We start from the raw sequence: 19,379 nt of genomic DNA on the forward strand, positions 1-19,379 counted from the left end.
GGATCGCACCCTAACCGACGCCACCCCCTCAACTGGGAAACCCCTGATCTCGATCGCCACAAGATTCCCTCAAGTCACAGCAAAGTGCGCCGAGTCGACGACGCTCCGGGCCCGCCGCCCCCTCCCACCGCGGATCTTTGGCACACGCATACCTGTGCATGACCTGTACCTGACCTATGCATGACTTGCCCGTGGCCGGCCCGCCCCTACAGTCCGCTCGGCTGCATCGCCCCACTTCACAGAGGACTCAGAGATCCCTATGCATCACCCGTCCCCGTACCGTCCCGCCAGAACGCTGCTCGCCGTCGCGGTGCTCCCGCTGGCCCTGGCGGCCTGTTCCTCCGGAACCTCCGACCACCCCTCCGCCGCCCCGACGAAGGCGGCCAAGGACCCCGACGCCGGTCTGCTGACGGGCGCCCGGCTCAAGAAGGCGCTGGCGCCCGCGTCCTTCTTCGCCTCCGGTTTCGCGGTCGACCCCGACGGCGCACGGGACTCCGGGGCGACGTACACCGCGCCGTCCGCGTCCGCCGCGGCGAAGCCGGACTGCTCCCTGCTCGGCGGCACCAGCTGGATAGCCGTCACCGGCGTCTCCGGGGTGTCCTTCGCGCAGAACGACTACGTCAGCAAGGACACGTCCGAGGACATCGCCCAGGAGATCGACACCTTCCGCGGCGCGACCGCGGCCGAGGTGCTGAAGGGCCTGGAGAAGACCGCCACCGCCTGCACGACCTTCACCGACACGCAGACCCACAGCCAGGTGAAGGTCACCGGTGCGGCCACCCCAGGTCTGGGCGACACCGCGTACACCCTCACCCTGACCGACAGCGCCTGGCAGAACGGCACGACCCTGCTCGCCGTGCGCTCCGGAACCGACGTCGTCAGCGTCCTGTCCACCGACGGGCACGACAACGGGGCGGCCACGGCCGGGAAGCTCGCCGCGCGGATCGTCACGTCTCTGCGGGCCGAACACCAGCGCGCATGACCCCCCGAATGGGAACATGACGGCTCGGAGGGTGTCCCCGGAGTGTCTTGGGGCGGCTCCGGGGAGTCTCGGGGGGCTTGACGGTGAGCATGGACAAACGCCTGGAGGCCGGCTGGCTCCAGCGGATCGCGTGGTCGGTGCTGGCCGTGGGGTCGGTGGGTCTGCTGGTCTGGGTGCCGTTCCTGTACGTGGCGATCCGCCGCGGCCGGGGCTCGGACTGGGGCGCGTTCGCCGCGTTCCTGCTGTACGAGCTGGTGACGCTGCCGTGGGCGACCACCGACCAGAGCGACTCGGGGGATCCCATCCTCGGCGTGGTCGCGCTGGTCAGCATCGGCATGGCCGTGGGCATGCTGCTGTTCGCGGTGTTCGACAGACGGCAGCCGAAGTACCGGGGGGCCGGCCGGGGTCCGGTGCCGGATCAGATGCGAGGACCCGTACAGGGCCCGGCGCAGGGCCAGGGCGGCCCGGTGCAGGGCAACCCGTACCTGCGCTAGACGACCGGGCGGGCAGCGGCGGTCGAGCCCCGCTGCCCGCCCGGTCGGCCGTCGGCCCGCCCATCGGCCCCTTGTCTCAGCCGCGCCGGGTGCCCCGCAGGACCCGTACGGCGGGCCAGGCCAGCAGTGCGCCGACGCCCCAGAGGAAGACGGCGACCGCCGCCCATTCGCCGATGCCGGTCTCCGGGTCCGAGAAGCCGAAGACGGTGTAGGCGAGCGCCGGCAGGGACCACAGTCCCGCGAGGAGACCGAAGACGACGAGCAGCGCGGTCTGGCCGCCGGTACGCCGTGCCGGCGCCGCCTTCGCCGACGAACCGGTCCCCTCGCCCCCGCCCGCCTCCGGCCGCGGCTGCCGCTGCCGGGGCGGCAGCCGGACCACCGCGCTGGGGTGCACGGCGGCGTCGATGGTCGCCATCGTGTGCGCGTCGATGCCGTTGAGGCCCGGCTCCACGTCCACGCACAGACCGTCGTGGCCGATGAGTCTGCGCCCGCCGTCGGGCCAGTTCAGTACCGCCGCGCACGCGCGGTAGAGCACGGTGGCCGTCTGCTCCCCCGCCGTCACGCTGACGCCCTCGCTCCCGACGATCAGCGAAGGACCGCCTCTCCGCTGAGGGGCGAACGTGGTCCCCGTGACGGCGTACGACGAGCCGGTCGGCGCCTGCGCGTACCCGGCCCAGTCGGCGCTGTGGCCCGCGGGCGCCTGCAACAGGGCGGTCCCGGCGGCCTCCAGCGCGACCCCGTACAGGTGCTGCGGGGTGATCGCCCACAACTCGGACCGCAGCTCGTCGAACCCGCGCGGCGCCCGGTGGGCGAGGAGGTCCTCCGCCGCGCCGGGCAGCCGCCGTAGCGCCGCGTCGTGCGCGGTCAGCGTCGCGTCCGCGCGGGCCCGTACGGCGTCCAGGTCGCCCTGCGCGATCCGGCCCGCCTGGAGTGCCGCGAGGACGTCCACGAAGCCGCCGAGCACCGCGTCCTGCTTCGCGGGCAGCGCGTCCGCGAAGGCGGTGACGACCGCGAAGCCGTCCCGTCGTGGCGTGTAGTCGGTGGCGGCCGTGTAGGAGTAGCCGCCCTCCTGCCGCAGGGCCCGGGACAACTCCCTTTCCAGTACGCCCGCGTACAGCCGGGCGGCGGTGCTGTCGCCGACCACGCTGTCCAGCAGGACACCGCCCTTGCCGTCGGAGAAGTAGGCGGGGGCGGTGGGCAGGGCCGACGTGACGGCGGGCATCGGGCGGCGGTGACCGGCGGGCAGCTTGAGCGAGAGCCCGGCCGGCAGACGTTCCCCCGCGATCCACAGCACGGCGTTGTCCCGGGTGAACCAGGTCTGCGCCCAGTGCCGCAGGTCTTCCGGCCGCAGATCCCGTACGCCCCACTCCGGGTAGCTGACCAGCCCGTACCCCTGCGCTCCGTAGCGCCACAACGGCAGTTGACCGGGCTCCCGGCGCGCCTCCTCGGTGCGCAGGATCTCCTTCTCGGTCTCCAGCCGCTCCATGGGCAGGTCCGTCAGGGAGGCGCACACACCCTCCAGGTAGGCGACGATCTCGTGCTCGGCGCCCTCCGCGTGGAAGTGGGTGAACGCGCCCTTGGTCGCGCCGTTGAAGTGGTAGTCGGCCAGGCCCTGGCGGTGCAGGGCGAGGTGCTCCAGGAGGTGGGTGACACCGGACCGGGCGAGCGTCTCGTCGGCGACGCCGACCCGGAAGACCAGCCCGGCACGCATCGGCCCGGTGGCGTACGCGAAGAGGGTCGGTATGCCGTCGACCTCGGTGGGATGGATGGCCTGGCTCATCTGCTCAGCCTTTCGCGAGCGCGGCAGAACGGTGTCGGACGTACGCTTCCGCGGGCTTGCCGAGGTAGCTCCAGGGGTACTCGGAGGCCAGGTTGCCCAGCGCGCGGAAGTGCGCGGCGGCGCGGGCGTGGTCCCCGATCAGCGAGAAGAGTGCCGCGAAGTTGCCGTGCACGGTGACCCAGCCGTACACCGGCCGGTAGTGCGGGTGCAGCACCGACCGTTCGGCGGCCTCCACGAGTTCGGAGTGGACGTGGGGCCGGCGCAGATACGCCGTCCGCTCCTGCCCGGCGGGCAGGTCGAGCCAGCGCTCCAGATGCACCTCCGCCACCAGACCGCCGCTGAGCGTCCCTTCGGGCGCGTTCAGCAGGCATTCGCGGGCGAAGCCGTGCGCCGCCTCCCAGCTTCCGCTCCACTTGGGGCACAACTGCTGGAGCAGCCCGGCCTGTCCGCTGTAGTGGTGCGGATGATGGGCGGCCAGCCGGTCGTAGCGGCGCCGCGCCTCGTTCTGCCCGAGCTGGAGCCCCCTGGCCGTGGTCAGCCGCGAGGCCCAGGCCGCGTCGTGGGTCGGGTCCAGGGCGGTGGCCCGGATGAGCAGTTGCTCGGCCTGCCGCAGGTGCGCGTGGAGCCCCGCGAACTGCTCGCGGCTGACGTCCTTGGCCCGCGCGCTGGTCCGGACCTCCCAGCCCAGCCTCACTTCACGCGTCCCGAGCAGCGTCAGGGCCAGTACGTCGCCGGGGGCGGCGGCGACCATTTCGCGCAGCGGGTGCTCCACCCCGGGGATGTCGGCGACCACGCCGACGAGGAACGACCGGTTGGTTCCCCGCGGGAGCCCGTCCACGTACTGCCTGATCCCGGCCCAGTCCCGCGCGGCGACGGCCTGCCGCAACCAGCCCGCCTCGGGAAAGGCCGAGGCCAGCTCGAAGTCGGGGGGTGGAAGGGGCGGTGCATCGGGTGACATGGCGCGGATCTTAAGCGAGCCCTGCGACAACAGGGCAAGTGGATACCCGGAGCGGTAATTCCGCGGCACGTACGGGACTTCGGCGGGTAAGGGTTCGCGACGCGTAACTGCCCTTGTCCCACCGGTTCCGGGGGTATCTGAGGGGGTATCCGAGGGCTGCGCATTTCCCAGAGCGGCTATATACTCCGCCTGGCAAATCTGCCGTGCCGCGCTCGAATGCATCCCCGTTCGACAGCGCGCCCCCACGCACTCGCTCACTCGCCCGTCGGCACAGCCGTGCGTTCTTTTGCTCTGCCATTGCGCTCTCTTTGCGCAGCCTTTCCCGTTGCCTTTCTCTTCCGAATGCCAAGGAGCCCCCCGTGTCCCTCAACTCCCGCCGCCGGCGTCAACTGCTGGAGGCCACCGGCCCCTTGCTGCTCCAGGGGGAACAGGTCGAACTCGCCACGCTGGCGGCGGTCGGCACGGTGTCCGTGCGCAGGCAGGCGCTCACCGCGGCGGTGGTCGGCGTACTCAGCGCCGGAACGGTGATCGCCACGGTCAGACCGCGCCCGCTGTACATCGCCCTGACCGATCAGCGTCTGTTGTTCTTCGACGGGAACAACGGCGGAAAGCCCGGCAAACTCCTGATGAACCTCCCCCGCCCCTATGTCTCCGTCGGCGCGACGAAGAAGGGCCTCTTCGGCCTCACCCTGATAACCCAACTGTCCGTCGTGGAACAGGAACAGGCCCTCAAGGTGACCTTCCCCGTCCAGCACCGCGCGGACGGCCACCAGTTCGTGTCACTTCTCCCCGTCACGCGCTGACACCCGGGCTCCCGTTCCGACGAGGGGCGGCCGTCGAACCGATCGAGCGTCGGCGGCTGGTGCCGACGGCCGCATCCGTCCTGCTCAGCCGCCGCACTGCTGCAGCATCATCCGCTTGTCCGCGGCCGTCACCGGAAGGTCGTACTTCAGTGACACCTGGGCGAAGCGCACCACGTAGGAGCAGCGGATCTGCTTGTTCGGGGGCAGCCAGGTCGCGGGCCCCGAGTCGCTCTTCGCGCCGTTGGTCGGTCCGTCCACCGGGATCAGGTTGAGCGGGTCATTGGCGATGTCCTCCCGCTTGCCCTTCGTCCAGTGCGAGGCGCCCATCTGCCAGTCGTAGGACAACGGCATGACGTGGTCGATCTGGACCGTCGTCGCACGGGACTTGGCCCACTCGATCGTCTTCCCGGTGTACGGGTCGTGCAGCGTCATGGAGGTGACGATGCAGTCGGAGCCGGCCCGGAAGCGGGCCTTCTCACCATCGCGTTTCAGGAGATCGTTTCGCGAGTCGCAGCCGTTGTGGGCGAAGGGGATGCCGCCTGGAGCCGAGTCCATCCAGGCGTAGCCGAACTCGTCCCTCTTGTATCCCGTCTTCGGCCCGCGCCCCTTCGTCGCCACTTTCCCGATCAGCGACCGTGCCTTCGCCTTGTCCGCGGTGGCAGTGATCACCGCCATCCCCGGCTTCGTGCCGTCCGGATTGTCCAGCGGGTTCACGGCCCGGCTGTTGCCGGCGGTCGGGACGGCGGAGCCGGAGGGTCCGCCGTCCGCGGGCGGTGGAGCGATGTCCTTGCAGCCGGCGACCACGATCCCGGCGGCCACCACCGCGGCGGACGCCAGGAGGACGCGCCGTCCTCCGCCGCTGTACCTCATGTGCCTCTCAGCAGGCATGACGCACCGCCCCCCGGGTGAGCCCGGAGAACTCCGCGCCGTGCGCGGCGTCCCCGGCCTCGGTCCCCTTCGGTTGCGCGGCGCCACCCGTGCCCTGCTCGCAGCCGCCGGCCCCGGCACCCACGGTGAACACACGCGGGCGCGGCCATGGCCGCTCCACCCCTCAGACGCACCACGACGCCCCTCCCCTTGCCTCCCCGGATCCGCCCCGTGCGGGCGCATCTCCCCTGGTGCCCACGGTAGCGGCCGGTATGCCATGGTCATACCAACCTTCAACGGGCAATAGGCGCACGCCGGGCGTATCGTCGGAGGTGACCCACCTCCGGAGGGAGTTCCTGGATGGGCATCTTCGACAGATTCAAGGACCACGCGAAGTCCAAGGGCAAGGACATGTCCGACACCGCGGAACGGGACGTCAACGAGAAGACGGGCAACAAGTACACCGGCCAGGTGGACGACGCCCAGCAGCGGATCGAGGGCACGACGGGTCTGGAGGGTGACCGCCCCGGCCGTCCTGACCGACCCGACCAGCGCTAGGCCCTCGCCGGGCCGTTACCCCTCGGACGCGCGGAAGCGCGACTCGCCCGTACGCGCCGCGTCGTCCATCGATCGACCGTGACACCGAGGCCGTCCGCGACGGGCAACTCCCGCGGACGGCTTCTTCTTTGCCCCGCGTCGCCCCGCCCCGCCCCGTGCTTTAAGCGTGACCCCGGGGCACCGGCCCCACGACAGGGGTAAGCCGCCACCGGCCCCCCCACGCGGCACCGACACCTCTTTCCACCACCCGGGACCCGCCTCTACGACCCCAGGATCGTCGCCAGGAATTCGCCGGTCCACCCCAGCAACTCCCGCCCGACCAGCGGCTTCCCGCCCACCTTCGCGGTCTTCGGGCGCGGGACCAGCAGCTGGTGGGCGGCCGGCTTGATGACCGTGCCCGGGTACAGCCGCTTCAGGCGCAGCTCCTGCGACTCCCGCAACTCCGCCGGCGCGAAACGGATGTTGCTGCCCTGGAGCACGACCTCGCCGACCCCGCACGCCCGCGCGAGCATCCGCAGCCCGGCGACCAGCAGCAGGTTCTCCACCGGCTCGGGCAACTTGCCGTAACGGTCGACGAGTTCCTCCCGTACGGACTTCACGTCCTCCTCCGAGTTGGCGGAGGCGATGGCACGGTAGGCCTGCAGACGCAGCCGCTCGCCCGGCGCGTAGTCGTGCGGCACGTGCGCGTCGACCGGCAGCTCGATCTTGACCTCCAGCGGCGGCTCCTCCTCCACACCGCCCTCCAGCTGGGCGCGGTAGTCGGCGACCGCCTCGCCGACCATGCGTACGTACAGGTCGAAGCCCACGCCCGCGATGTGGCCGGACTGCTCGCCGCCGAGCAGGTTTCCGGCGCCGCGGATCTCCAGGTCCTTCATCGCCACGTACATGCCCGCGCCCATCTCGGTGTGCTGGGCGATGGTCGCGAGCCGCTCGTGCGCCGTCTCGGTGAGGGGCTTCTCCGGCGGGTAGAGGAAGTACGCGTAGCCGCGCTCCCGGCCGCGCCCGACCCGGCCGCGCAGCTGGTGCAGCTGCGAGAGGCCGAAGTTGTCGCCGCGCTCCACGATCAGCGTGTTGGCGTTGGAGATGTCGATGCCGGACTCGACGATCGTCGTCGAGACGAGCACATCGAACCTGTTCTCCCAGAAGTCGACGACGACCTGCTCCAGCGACTGCTCCGACATCTGACCGTGCGCCGTCGCGATGCGCGCCTCGGGCACGATCTCCCGCAGCCGGGCGGCCGCGCGGTCGATGGACTCGACACGGTTGTGGATGTAGAAGACCTGGCCCTCGCGGAGCAGTTCGCGCCGGATGGCGGCGCCGATCTGCTTCTCCTCGTAGGGGCCGACGAAGGTCAGCACCGGGTGCCGCTCCTCCGGCGGGGTGGTGATCGTGGACATCTCGCGGATGCCCGTGACCGCCATCTCCAGGGTGCGCGGGATCGGGGTCGCGGACATCGTCAGGACGTCGACGTTGGCGCGCAGCTTCTTCAGCTGCTCCTTGTGCTCGACGCCGAAGCGCTGCTCCTCGTCGACGATGACCAGGCCCAGGTCCTTGAACCTCGTCTCCGCGGAGAACAGGCGGTGGGTGCCGATGACGACGTCCACCGAGCCCTCGCGCAGCCCCTCCAGGACCGCCTTCGCCTCCGTGTCCGTCTGGAAGCGCGACAGCGCCCGGACGTTCACGGGGAACTGGGAGTAGCGCTCGCCGAACGTGCCGAAGTGCTGCTGCACGAGAAGCGTCGTCGGTACGAGCACCGCGACCTGTTTGCCGTCCTGCACCGCCTTGAACGCCGCGCGGACGGCGATCTCCGTCTTGCCGTATCCCACGTCGCCGCAGACCAGGCGGTCCATCGGGACCGTCTTCTCCATGTCCTCCTTGACCTCGGCGATGGTCGTGAGCTGGTCGGGGGTCTCCGCGTACGGGAAGGCGTCCTCCAGCTCGCGCTGCCAGGGCGTGTCGGCGCCGAAGGCGTGTCCCGGGGCCGCCATGCGCGCGCTGTACAGCTTGATCAGGTCCGCGGCGATCTCCTTGACCGCCTTCTTGGCGCGGGCCTTGGTCTTCGTCCAGTCGGCGCCGCCGAGGCGGTGCATGGTCGGTGCCTCGCCGCCGACGTACTTGGTGATCTGCTCCAGCTGGTCGGTCGGGATGTAGAGGCGGTCGCCGGGCTGGCCGCGCTTGGCCGGCGCGTACTCCACGACCAGGTACTCACGGGTCGCGCCCTGCACGGTCCGCTGGACCATCTCGATGTAGCGGCCGACACCGTGCTGCTCGTGCACGATGTAGTCGCCGGCTTCGAGGGTCAGCGGGTCGATGGTCTTGCGGCGACGGGCGGGCATGCGCGCGCCGTCCTTGCCGGCCGCCTTCTGGCCGGAGAGATCGGTCTCGGTGAGGACGGCGAGCTTGAGCGTGGGGTCCACGAAGCCGTAGTCGATCGAGCCGCAGGAGACGTGCACGACGGACGGCGCGATGCCCGCCAGGTCGGTTTCGAGGCGGGCCGCGATGCCCTCGCCGCCGAGCACCTCGACGGTACGGGCGGCGGGGCCGTGCGCCTCGGTGACGTACACCGTGCGCCAGCCCTCGGCGAGCCAGCCCTTGGTGTCGGCGAGCGCGCGGGCGGTGTCGCCGCGGTAGGTCTCGGGGGCGTGCATGCCGAGTTTGAGGGTGTCCGCGTCGCCCGCGCCGGAGCCCTCGGTGAACGACTCGTCGGCCGCGAACGGCGACACCGACCACCACATCATGTCCAGCTCGCGCGCCCGGTCCCGGACGTCCGCGATGGACCACAGGGAGGCCGCGTCCACGTCGATGGGGGCCTCGCCACCGCCGGCGGTCGCCGCCCAGGACGCCTGCAGGAACTCCTGCGAGGTCGCCACCAGGTCCGCGGCCCTGGTCCGTACCCGCTCCGGGTCGCACACGACGGCCATGGAGCCCTTGGGCAGCACGTCGAGCAGCAGCTCCATGTCGTCGACCAGGACCGGAGCCAGTGACTCCATGCCCTCCACGGCGATGCCCTCGGCGATCTTGCCGAGCAGCTCGCCCAGCTCGGGGTGGGCCTCGGCCAGCCGGGCGGCCCGCTGCCGTACGTCGTCGGTGAGCAGCAGCTCGCGGCAGGGGGGTGCCCACAGCCCGTGCCCGGCGACCTCCAGGGAGCGCTGGTCGGCGACCTTGAAGTAGCGGATCTCCTCGACGTCGTCGCCCCAGAACTCCACCCGGAGCGGGTGTTCCTCGGTGGGCGGGAAGACGTCGAGGATGCCACCGCGGACCGCGAACTCGCCACGCTTCTCGACCAGTTCGACCCGGGCGTACGCGGCTGCCGCGAGCGCTTCGACGATGCCGCCGAGGTCGGCGCTCTGGCCGGTGCGCAGGGCCACCGGCTCCAGGTCGCCGAGGCCCTTGACCTGTGGCTGGAGCACGGAACGGATGGGGGCGACGACGACGGAGACCGGGCCTGTCTCGGGGTCGTCGGGGCGCGGGTGGGCGAGGCGCCGCAGGACGGCGAGGCGGCGGCCGACGGTGTCGGAGCGGGGGAGAGCCGCTCGTGGGGAAGCGTCTCCCACGAGGGGTACTCCGCGACCGTGTCGGCGGGCAGGAGCGACCTCAGCGCCGCGGCCAGGTCCTCGGCCTCCCGTCCGGTGGCCGTGACCGCCAGTACGGTGCGGCCTGCCTCGCGGGCGAGCGCGGCCACCGCGAAGGGGCGGGCGGCGGGCGGGCCCACCAGGTCGACATGCCTGCGGACCTCGCCGGTCGCGGCCTTCACCGCTTCCGCGAGAGCGGCGTCCTTGACGACGGCGTCGAGCAGACCGTGCAGGCTCATGAAGGGCTTCCATCCGGAGAGTGGGCAACGCGAACCGCCCGACACGTCGCTACGGGCCGGGGATCTCCAGCCTACGACGGCGCGCTCCCTCACGCCGGACCTGTGGACAACGCCCACGCCGGGCACCCGGCAGCGCAAAGGGGCCCGGCCGGGGAGGTGATCACCTCCCCGGCCGGGCCCCTTCCCCCGCGACCCCCGTGCGCGGCGGCCATGAGGTCGGTCGTCAGTCGGTCGCGATCGCGTTCAGTACGTTCATCCGGCCTGCCCGGAACGCCGGGATCAGGGCGGCGAACAGGCCCACGAACGCCGAGCCGATGAAGACCGCGATGATGGTGCCCCAGGGGATCTCCAGGACCTTCAGGCCCTCCAGGGCCAGCAGCTTCTGGGCCGTCGCTCCCCAGGCCATGCCCAGGCCGAGGCCCAGCAGGGCTCCGAAGAGGGCGATGACGACCGACTCCAGGCGGATCATGCGGCGCAGCTGGCGGCGGGAGAGACCGATGGCCCGCATCAGGCCGATCTCGCGCGTCCGCTCCACCACCGACAGGGCCAGCGTGTTGACCACGCCGAGGACCGCCACGACGATCGCGAGGGCGAGCAGGCCGTAGACCATGTTCAGGAGCTGGCCGATCTGGTCCTTCAGTTCCTGCTTGTAGTCGGTCTGGTCACGGACCTCGTACTGCGGGTAGCCGGCCAGCGACTTCTTGAGGGCCGCGTAGGCGGTCTTCTCCTGGCCGTCCTTGGCGGTGGCGAACATGATCTGGTCCGGCGGGATCCGGTCGGCCGGGAGGTACTTCCGCATGGTCTCGGTGCTGAGGTAGCGCGCGCCCTGGTCGATGGCCACGTCGTCGTCGGTGATCGCGGCGACCTTGAGCTTCGCGGTGCTGCCGCCCTTGAAGGCGACGGTCACGGTGTCCCCGAGCTTGACGTGGTGCTCGGTGGCGAAGTCGGAACCGACGGACATGGAGTCCTTGCCGTAGGCGGCGGTCAGGTCACCGGCCGTCGTCTTGCGGTGCAGGTCCTGCGCGTAGGTGGGGTCGGCGGCCGTGACGCCGTCGCCGTCGGAGGAACCGTCGGGGGCGACGAGTTTCGCCTCGATGTCCCGGTAGTGCGTGACGTGCGACAGACCGGGCGTGGACTCGATGGCCTTCGCCGCCTGCGGCACGATCCGCTGGTTGCCCTGAATGATGAAGTCGGTCCCGACGGTCTTGTCGAGTTCGTCGGTCGCGGAGGCGACCATGGAGGAGCCGACCACGGAGAGGCAGGCGACCAGCGCGAGGCCGATCATGAGGGCCGCGCCGGTGGCGCCGGTACGGCGCGGGTTGCGCAGGGCGTTGCGCTCCGCCATCCGGCCGACCGGGCCGAAGAAGCGCAGCAGCACCGCGCTGATGACCCGGACCACACCGCCGGCGAGCAGCGGGCCGATGATGACGAACCCGATCAGGGTCAGGACGACACCGGCGCCCAGCACCAGCGATCCGTCGCTCGCCTTGTCCGCGCCGGCCGCCGTGTAGAGCGCGAAGGCTCCTGCGCCGGTGAGGACCAGGCCGATGATGCCGCGGACGAGACCGGCCCTGCCGTCCGCGGGGGTCCCGGCGTCGCGGAGCGCGGCCATCGGGGAGACCTTGCCGGCCCGGCGGGCGGGCAGATAGGCGGCGAGGACGGTGACGACGACACCGAGGAGGAGCCCGATGGCCGGCGTGGTCGCCTTCACGGTCAGATCGCGGGTCGACAGGTCCATGCCCGCCGCCGACATGAGTTTCATCAGGCCGACCGCGAGGCCGACGCCGGCGCCGACGCCGAGGACGGAGCCGAAGACGCCGAGCAGGGTCGCCTCGATGAGCACGGACCGGTTGACCTGCTTGCGGGAGGAGCCGATCGCCCGCATCAGGCCGATCTCGCGGGTGCGCTGGGCGACCAGCATCGAGAAGGTGTTGATGATCAGGAAGATGCCGACCAGGAAGGCGATGCCGGCGAAGCCGAGCATGGCGTACTTGATGACGTTCATGAAGGAGCCGACACCGGAGCGGTTCTCGTCCGCGGTCTCCTTCTGCGTCTGCACCTTGTAGGACGTCTTCGCGGTGGCGTCGGCGCCGAGCGTGGTGGTGACGTTGCGCTTGAGCTGCGCGTCGGTGACACCGTTCGCGGCGGAGACGTTGATCTGGGTGAACCGGCCAGTGGCGCCGAGCAGTTCGCGCTGGGCGGTGGCGGTGTCGAAGTAGACGATGGCGGCACCGGGGTTGGTCACCTTGAAGGTGGCGATGCCGACGATCCGGGCCTTGAAGTCACCGGTGACGGCGATGGTGCGCAGTTCGTCGCCGAGCTTGAGGTGGTGCTTCTTGACGGTGTCGGCGTCGACCATCGCCTCGGTCGGCCCGCGCGGGGCGTGACCGGTGGTGATCTCCATCGAACGCAGGTCGTTGCGCGTCCAGTTGCCCGCGATGGTCGGGGCGCCGTTGCTGGAGCCCATGTTCTTGTCGGCGCTGTTGACGACGGTCACGTTCATCGAACTGACCGCGCCTTCGGCGTACTTGACGCCGTCGGCCTTCTCGGCCCGGGTCAGCACGGAGGCGGGCAGCGACTCCGGCCTGCCGTTCTGCGGAGTGTCGTCGGTCTTGGCGGCCTTCGGCGACACCGTCACGTCGGACGAGGTCGCGGCGAACAGCTTGTCGAACGTCGCGTTCATGGTGTCGGTGAACACCAGCGTGCCGCAGACGAAGGCGACGGACAGCAGGACCGCGACGGCGGAGAGGGCCATCCGCCCCTTGTGCGCGAAGAAGTTGCGCATCGAGGTCTTCAGGACGGTCATGACGTACGCCCCCGGGCGTCGAAGTCCTTCATGCGGTCGAGCACCTGGTCGGCCGTCGGCTGGTGCATCTCGTCGACGATCCTGCCGTCCGCGAGGTACAGGACGCGGTCCGCGTACGACGCGGCCACCGGGTCGTGCGTGACCATCACGATGGTCTGGCCGAGCGAGTCGACGGAGCGGCGCAGGAAGCCCAGTACCTCGGCGCCGGCCCGGGAGTCGAGGTTTCCGGTCGGCTCGTCGCCGAAGATGATCTCGGGCCGGGCGGCGAGCGCCCGTGCCACCGCGACGCGCTGCTGCTGGCCGCCGGAGAGCTGCGTCGGCCGGTGCTTGAGGCGGTCGGAGAGCCCGACGGTCTCGACGACCTGGCTCAGCCAGGCCTTGTCCGGCTTGCGGCCCGCGATGTCCATCGGGAGCGTGATGTTCTCCAGCGCGTTCAGCGTCGGCAGCAGGTTGAACGCCTGGAAGATGAAGCCGATCCGGTCCCGGCGCAGCTGCGTGAGCTTCTTGTCCTTGAGGCCGGTGATCTCGGTCTCGTCGAGGTGGATCTGTCCGCTCGTCACGGTGTCGAGCCCGGCGAGGCAGTGCATCAGCGTGGACTTGCCGGAACCCGAGGGGCCCATGATCGCGGTGAACCGCCCCCGCGCTATGTCCACGTCGATGTGGTCCAGGGCGACGACACGGGTCTCTCCGGACCCGTACGCCTTCACGACCTGCCGCGCTCGCGCGGCAACGGCCGTACGCCCTCCAGTGCCCCCGTGCCTGGGAATGGTTACAGCCGATGTCACGGTAAGTCTCCTATATCGGTCGGCGGATGAGCCGGTCGGTCCGCGGATGCGGTGTTCCTGGGCGGATGCGGTGCTCTTGGCTACGTCGGTAAGTCTGGCGGCGGGGGGTGCTGCGGCGCGCTGGTGCCCAGCGCAGTCTTTTGCTGGGGAAAACCCCACCCCCGGGAGTGCGGTCCGTACGACCCCCGTACGTCCCGACCGCGTCCCGGCCGCTCGTCAGCGGCGTAAAGCCAGGTTAAGGACGGGCACCGCCTCTTCTCCTCCTCCGGCGGTACGAACCCTCCCCGAGCCGTAGTACGGAGGTACCCCTAGGGGCTGTCCACCCTCCGGTGGAGTCCTTCTCGGGGTCGGCTCCACCCCCGGGCGCCGTCAGCTTCCACCCTGCCGCGACGTGAGGGTCAAGTGAGAGGGTGGCCCGAGGCGGATGGATGCAGGGGGAAAGGAATCCCGTGGACCAGGGGGACACCGAGACACGCGCCGCGGGGGCCGTACGTCCGGGGGCTCCCCCCGGACGCAGGGGCGCGGTCGTCGCGGCGCTCATGCTCTCCATGGCGCTCGCCGCGCTGGACTCCACCATCGTGTCGACCGCCGTACCGCAGATCGTCGGCGACCTCGGCGGCTTCTCGGCCTTCTCCTGGCTGTTCTCCGGCTATCTGCTCGCGGTGACGGTCACGCTGCCGGTGTACGGCAAGCTGTCGGACACCTTCGGCCGCAAGCCGGTGCTGATCACGGGAGCCGTCGTCTTCCTCCTCGGCTCCCTGCTCTGCGCCACCGCCTGGAACATGGCCGCGCTCATCGTCTTCCGCGTCGTCCAGGGCCTGGGCGGCGGCGCGCTCCAGGGCACGGTGCAGACGCTCGCCGCCGACCTCTACCCGCTCAAGGAGCGCCCGAAGATCCAGGCCAGGCTGTCCACGGTGTGGGCGACTTCGGCGGTCGCGGGCCCGGGGCTAGGCGGTGTGCTCGCCGCGTACGCGGACTGGCGCTGGATCTTCCTCATCAACCTGCCGATCGGCGCGCTCGCCCTGTGGCTGGTCGTCCGTCATCTGCACGAGCCGGCCCGGGAGTCCTCCGGGCGTGCGCGCATCGACTGGGCGGGCGCGCTCGCCGTCTTCGCCTGCGGCGGCGTCCTGCTGACGGCGCTGGTGCAGGGCGGGGTGGCCTGGGACTGGCTGTCGGTCCCCTCGCTCTCCCTGTTCGGTACGGGATTCGCGCTGATCGGGGCCGTCGTGGTGATCGAGCGCCGGGCGGCCGAGCCGATCATCCCCGGGTGGGTGTGGCGGCGCCGCACGATCGCCGCGGTGAATCTGGCGCTGGGCGCGCTGGGGCTGCTCATGGTCGCCCCCTCGGTGTTCCTGCCCACGTACGCGCAGGCGGTCCTCGGGCTGGCCCCGGTCACCGCCGGATTCGTGCTGTCCGTATGGACGTTGAGCTGGCCGGTGTCCGCGGCGCTCAGCCAGCACATGTACCGGCGGATCGGTTTCCGCAACACCGCGATGGCCGGCATCGGCGCGGCGGCCCTGATCCTGCTGGCCTTCCCGTTCCTCCCCTATCCGGGCGCGCCCTGGCAGCCGACCCTGCTGATGCTGCTGCTGGGAGGCGCCCTCGGCCTCTTCCAGCTCCCTCTGATCATCGGGGTCCAGTCCACCGTCGGCTGGGCCGAACGCGGCACGACCACCGCGTCCGTCCTCTTCTGCCGTCAGACCGGCCAGACCGTCGGCGCGACCCTGTTCGGGGCGATCGCCAACGGGGTGCTGGCCGCGCGGCTCGGCGGGGCCGGGGACCTGGACGCGGTGACGCGGGCGCTGGCCTCGGGCGCGCCGGACGAGCGGTTGCGGCACGCGGTCGCCGACGCGGTCCACGCCGTGTACCTCGGCGCCGCGTGCGCCGCCGTGCTCGCCTTCCTGGTGCTGCTGTTCGTGGCACCGAGGCGCTTCCCGGTCCTCGACAACCCCGCGGACTGAGGACGTCGCCGCTCCCGCCGGGTGTGGGTTCCGGTGGGAATGGAGTCTGTCAGCGGGGTACGCGGGGGAGGCACACGGTTGCGAACACCCCCCACCTCAGACACCACTCCCCTACCTCTTCACACTTCCGTCACAGGGGTATGCCTGGGCAACACTCCAGGTCAGCGAAGTAAGCGCATACCGACCGATCAGTTCGGCGAAACCCGCGCCCACGAGGGCTACCTGCGAGTAGCGTGCCTCGCCCACCCCCCTGCTCCCTGCGGTCCGCACCGGACCCGAGCCACGCAAGGAGAACCGGGATGCCAGACGCGTTCTCGTCCCCCGAGCACCAGACGCCGCACCGATCACACCGACAGCCCCCGAATCCGCCCTCGTATCCGCAGCAGTCCCCGCCTCCGTATCCGCAGCAGTCCCCGCGCCCGTACCCGGAGTTCCAGGACTATCCGGAGTTCCAGGACGAACCCGTCCCGCACTCCCCCGCGTACGCCACCTACCCCTGGCAGCCGCAGCCTCCCGAGCCTCCGAGGAGGCGGCGGCCGCGGCATCACGCGCTGGGGCAGCACAGCGACATCCGGCTGCTGCGCGGCGCCTATCGCCGGCAGCGGCGGGTGGCGACGCTCACGGCGCTCGGGTACTTCACCCTCTTCCTCCTCCTGTCGGCGTTCGCGCCGGGCCTGATGACGAGCACGGTGTCCGGCGGACTGCCGACCGGGCTGCTGCTCGGGCTGCTGCAGGTGCCCGTGACCTGCCTGGCGATCGGCGTGTACGAGTACACGGCGCGCCGGGGGGTCGACCCGGTGGCGGACCGGATCCGCAAGCAGAGCGAGCTGGACGCGAAGCGGGAGGCGGCCCGATGACCGGGGCGATCGAGAGGGGCGGGATCGGGTTCAGCAGTTCCGCGCAGGCCATGTCGCTGGTGGCGTTCACCGCGGTCACCACGGTCACGCTGCTGCTGTGCGTGATGACCGGGCCGGACCGTGACGACCTCGACGAGTTCTACACGGGGTACGGGTCGCTGTCGCCGATGCGCAACGGCCTCGCCATCGCCGGGGACTACATCTCGGCGGCGACCGTGCTCGGCACCGGCGGGGTCATCGCGCTCACCGGGTACGACGGGGTCGTGCTCGCGCTGAGCACGGCTCTCTCCCTGATGCTGCTGATGTTCCTGCTGGCCGAACCGCTGCGCAACGCGGGCCGGTTCACCATGGGCGACGCGCTCGCGCGGCGGATGCCGGGCCGTGCCGTACGTATCACCGCGTGCGCCGCGACCATCGTCGCCCTGCTGCCGCTGATGCTGGTCCAACTGGCGGGCACCGGCGACCTGCTGGCGTTCATCCTCGGATTCTCCGGCGATTCGCTGAAGACCGGCTGCATCGTCGGACTCGGCACGCTGATGATCGGCTACGCGGCGATCGGGGGCATGAAGGGCACGGCCCTCATCCAGATCCTGAAGATCGTGATGCTGCTCGGCTCGGGCACCGTGGTCGCCCTCCTCATCCTGAACCGCTTCGACTGGGACCCGGGGGCGCTCTCCCGGGCGGCCGCCGACCACAGCGGTGTCGGCACCGCGTTCCTCCACTCCGGTCTGCAGTTCGCCGGCGGCCCCAGCCCCCGCCTCGACATGATCAGTTCGGAGCTGACGGTCGTCCTCGGCGGCGCCTGCCTCCCGCACGTCACCATGCGCATGTACACCGCCGGCAGCGCCCGTCAGGTACGCCGCTCGCTGTCCTGGGCGGTACCGTGCGTGGCCCTCTTCGTCCTGGTCATCACGGTCGTCGGCTTCGGGGCCACGGCGCTGATCGGACGCGGGGTGATCGCGCAGGCCGATCCGCAGGGCAACACGGCGTATCTGCTGGGCTCGCGCGCCGCGTTCGGGCCGGACGTCTCGACGGCCGAGACGCTCCTGTTCACCACCGTCACCACGGCGATCTTCCTGACCGTGCTCGCCTCCGTCGCCGGAATGATCCTGGCCTGCGCCAACTCCCTGGCGCACGACGTGTTCGCGCACGCCCGGCTCTTCCGGGGACGGCGCCTCGACGACGAGCTGTCCCCCCGCCGCGAGATGCTCCTCGCCCGGCTGTCGGCCTTCGCGGTCGGCGCGCCGGCGATCCTGCTGGCCACCCTCGTCCAGCACCGCAGCCTGCAGCCGCTGATCACGCTCTCGTTCTGCCTGGGCGCCTCGGCGCTGGCACCCGCGCTGGTCTACGGACTGTTCTGGCGCCGCTACACCCGAACGGGCCTGCTGTGCACCCTCATCGGGGGTTCGCTGACGGTCCTCGTCCTGATGACCGGCACCAACCTGGTCTCCGGCTCGCCCACCTCCGCGTTCCCCGAGGCCGACTTCAACTGGTTCCCGTTCACCACGACCGGGCTGGTGTCGATCCCCCTGGGCTTCGCGTACGGATGGCTGGGGACCGTGGTCTCGGGCCGCCGGAAGTCGGAGGAGCAGCGCCGGCAGTACGAGGCCGTGGAGGGCTGGATCCTGGCGGGAGCGGTGCGGTCACCGGGCCGTACGGGTTCTCGCGGCGGGCGCTGAGCCGGGGCCTCCGACGGTTCTCCCGCCGGTCCTCCCGTCAGTCCTCCGCTCGGTCCTCCCGTTCCGTCGGTCATCGGCGGACCGTGGGGCGACGGGCGGGGGGCCGTCGTGGTTACTCCACCGGGGCCCGGCCCGTCAGGGTCATGAGGCTCGACCGTACGTGGTCCATGTGCGCCCGTACGTCGTCCCACCGCTCGCCGTGCTCGCGCAGCACCCGCTCGGTCTCCCGGACGATCCGTTCCTCCCGCACCCGCGCCTCGGCGATCAGTTCGGCGGCCCGCGCCGCCGCGTCCTCCTGTCCGTGCCGCGCCGTCTCCTCGGCCTGGGCGTAGGCGCTCCGGGCCTCGGCGAGGGCGGCCTCGGCACGGGCCACCCGCTGTGCGTGGTGCGCCTCGAACGCGGCCACCCGCTCGGCGGCCACGCGCTCGGCCTCCTCCCGGCGGCCGGCGTGCTCCTTCTCGTGCTCGACGAGGAGCGCCTCCGTGCGCCGGCGCACCTCGCGCAGCGCGGCCAGTGCCTCCCCGCGGTTCTCCTTGATCTCCCGGCGGGCGGCGATCCGTGCGTCGTCGGCCTCGGCGCGGGCGGCGAGCAGCCGCTGCCGGGCATGCTCCTCGGCCTCGGCGCGCACCCCGTCGGCGTACTCCTGGGCGGCGTCGCGGACCCGCCGCCCCGCCGCCTCGGCCTCGTCGACGGCGTGCCGGGCCTCGCCGCGCGCGCCCTCACGCACGGCCGTGGCCTCCTCCTCGCCGAGTTCGAAGAGCCGGCGGGCGCGTTCGCCGAGCGTGTCGTACGTCTGCGGGGCGAGCCGTGTCACGGCCTCGCGCAGCCGCCGCGCGTCCCCGTCCATCTCCTTGGCCAGGACGGTCAGCCGGGCGGCCCGCTCCCAGGCGGCGTCGCGGTCCCGTGAGAGGGCGGTGGTGTACGTGTCGACCTGCTCGGGACGGTAACCGCGCCCCCGTACAGCCGGGAAGCCGTGCGGCGACACCGATGCGCTGCTCATCCCTGAACCCCTCTCCGAATGTGCGCCCTGCGACATGA

The 19,379-nt window shown here is 71.4% G+C and carries 13 protein-coding genes and 1 pseudogene; 7 read left to right on the forward strand and 7 right to left on the reverse strand.

Features of this window, described 5'->3' with window-relative positions:
* The first annotated feature begins 259 nt into the window (after window positions 1-259).
* Window positions 260-982: a hypothetical protein gene (locus HEP85_RS17010; RefSeq protein ID WP_168528499.1), complete on the forward strand. Its 723-nt coding sequence runs from the start codon at window positions 260-262 to the stop codon at window positions 980-982.
* Between the two features lie 89 nt (window positions 983-1,071).
* Complete coding sequence (locus HEP85_RS17015) at window positions 1,072-1,476, forward strand: hypothetical protein (RefSeq protein WP_248002488.1); 405 nt, start codon at window positions 1,072-1,074, stop codon at window positions 1,474-1,476.
* 76 nt (window positions 1,477-1,552) lie between these two features.
* On the opposite strand, the gene HEP85_RS17020 is transcribed toward HEP85_RS17015, so the two are convergent.
* Both HEP85_RS17020 and HEP85_RS17025 read right to left on the reverse strand, forming a co-directional pair.
* A complete protein-coding gene (locus HEP85_RS17020) occupies window positions 1,553-3,256 on the reverse strand; it encodes an insulinase family protein (protein WP_365225312.1) in 1,704 nt (567 codons plus the stop codon).
* A 4-nt stretch (window positions 3,257-3,260) separates the two neighbouring features.
* A complete protein-coding gene (locus HEP85_RS17025) occupies window positions 3,261-4,214 on the reverse strand; it encodes a hypothetical protein (protein ID WP_168528500.1) in 954 nt (317 codons plus the stop codon).
* A gap of 359 nt (window positions 4,215-4,573) precedes the next feature.
* On the opposite strand from HEP85_RS17025, the gene HEP85_RS17030 reads away from it, so the two are divergent.
* Window positions 4,574-5,017, forward strand: a complete 444-nt coding sequence (locus HEP85_RS17030; RefSeq protein ID WP_168528501.1) for a hypothetical protein — start codon at window positions 4,574-4,576, stop codon at window positions 5,015-5,017.
* 84 nt (window positions 5,018-5,101) lie between these two features.
* Here the strand turns inward: HEP85_RS17030 and HEP85_RS17035 are convergent, their stop codons facing one another.
* The gene (locus HEP85_RS17035; RefSeq protein ID WP_168528502.1) at window positions 5,102-5,887 is read right to left on the reverse strand and encodes an HNH endonuclease family protein; all 786 of its coding nucleotides are present in this window, start codon (window positions 5,885-5,887) and stop codon (window positions 5,102-5,104) included.
* A 357-nt stretch (window positions 5,888-6,244) separates the two neighbouring features.
* On the opposite strand from HEP85_RS17035, the gene HEP85_RS17040 reads away from it, so the two are divergent.
* Window positions 6,245-6,442, forward strand: a complete 198-nt coding sequence (locus HEP85_RS17040; protein ID WP_168528504.1) for an antitoxin — start codon at window positions 6,245-6,247, stop codon at window positions 6,440-6,442.
* A gap of 260 nt (window positions 6,443-6,702) precedes the next feature.
* Here HEP85_RS17040 and mfd read toward each other — a convergent pair.
* The 3 genes and pseudogenes from mfd to HEP85_RS17055 all read right to left on the reverse strand — a co-directional run bounded on the left by mfd (window position 6,703) and on the right by HEP85_RS17055 (window position 13,844).
* A pseudogene (mfd, locus tag HEP85_RS17045) lies at window positions 6,703-10,253 on the reverse strand (transcription-repair coupling factor).
* A gap of 223 nt (window positions 10,254-10,476) precedes the next feature.
* Window positions 10,477-13,059, reverse strand: coding sequence for an ABC transporter permease (locus HEP85_RS17050; RefSeq protein WP_168528506.1), 2,583 nt, complete (start codon window positions 13,057-13,059; stop codon window positions 10,477-10,479).
* The gene (locus HEP85_RS17055; RefSeq protein WP_168528507.1) at window positions 13,056-13,844 is read right to left on the reverse strand and encodes an ABC transporter ATP-binding protein; all 789 of its coding nucleotides are present in this window, start codon (window positions 13,842-13,844) and stop codon (window positions 13,056-13,058) included. The genes HEP85_RS17050 and HEP85_RS17055 overlap by 4 nt, the downstream gene beginning before the upstream one ends.
* A gap of 428 nt (window positions 13,845-14,272) precedes the next feature.
* On the opposite strand from HEP85_RS17055, the gene HEP85_RS17060 reads away from it, so the two are divergent.
* The 3 genes from HEP85_RS17060 (at window position 14,273) to HEP85_RS17070 (ending at window position 18,341) form a co-directional block, all read left to right on the forward strand.
* On the forward strand, window positions 14,273-15,805 hold the full coding sequence (locus tag HEP85_RS17060) for an MFS transporter (RefSeq protein WP_168528508.1): 1,533 nt from the start codon (window positions 14,273-14,275) through the stop codon (window positions 15,803-15,805).
* A 299-nt stretch (window positions 15,806-16,104) separates the two neighbouring features.
* Window positions 16,105-16,662 carry a DUF485 domain-containing protein gene (locus tag HEP85_RS17065; RefSeq protein WP_168528509.1) on the forward strand — a complete coding sequence of 186 codons (558 nt, stop codon included), beginning with the start codon at window positions 16,105-16,107 and terminating at the stop codon, window positions 16,660-16,662.
* Entirely contained in the window at window positions 16,659-18,341 is a 1,683-nt protein-coding gene (locus tag HEP85_RS17070) for a cation acetate symporter (RefSeq protein ID WP_168528510.1), read from the forward strand. Before HEP85_RS17065 ends, HEP85_RS17070 begins: the two co-directional genes overlap by 4 nt.
* Before the next feature lie 112 nt (window positions 18,342-18,453).
* On the opposite strand, the gene HEP85_RS17075 is transcribed toward HEP85_RS17070, so the two are convergent.
* Window positions 18,454-19,341, reverse strand: a complete 888-nt coding sequence (locus HEP85_RS17075; RefSeq protein ID WP_329288259.1) for a cellulose-binding protein — start codon at window positions 19,339-19,341, stop codon at window positions 18,454-18,456.
* Window positions 19,342-19,379: the final 38 nt, after the last annotated feature.

Origin of the sequence: Streptomyces sp. RPA4-2, assembly GCF_012273515.2 — a bacterium.
Lineage (GTDB): Bacteria > Actinomycetota > Actinomycetes > Streptomycetales > Streptomycetaceae > Streptomyces > Streptomyces kaempferi.